The following is a 274-nucleotide window of genomic DNA, read 5'->3' as shown; positions in this document are numbered from 1 at the left end:
ATACACGCGTGAGCAACCAGAGCAAACAACTCGTAAAGTTAGCGACAACATTAGTGTATTAAACGCTAATGTAAAAACTTCGGTAGTTGTTATTCCGGCAGGTAAATTTAAAATGGGCGATATTAATGGCAATGGTTTAGCCAATGAGCGCCCAGTTATTGAAAAAGTAATTGCCAACTCTTTTGCTATGCAAAGCAAAGAAGTGACAGTAGGTGAGTATGAGCAGTTTGCTGCTAATACAGGCTACAAAACACAAGCTGAGCAAGGTAAAGGC

At 40.1% G+C, this 274-nt stretch carries 1 protein-coding gene; it reads left to right on the top strand.

Annotation, left to right across the window (positions count from 1 at the left end):
* A partial coding sequence (locus AAEY75_RS15040; RefSeq protein ID WP_352260031.1) for an SUMF1/EgtB/PvdO family nonheme iron enzyme occupies positions 1–274 on the top strand: 274 nt, incomplete at both ends.

Source organism: Psychrobacter sp. TB55-MNA-CIBAN-0194, from assembly GCF_040309505.1.
GTDB classification, from domain to species: domain Bacteria; phylum Pseudomonadota; class Gammaproteobacteria; order Pseudomonadales; family Moraxellaceae; genus Psychrobacter; species Psychrobacter fozii.
This window is presented reverse-complemented; position numbering and strand designations above follow the sequence as displayed.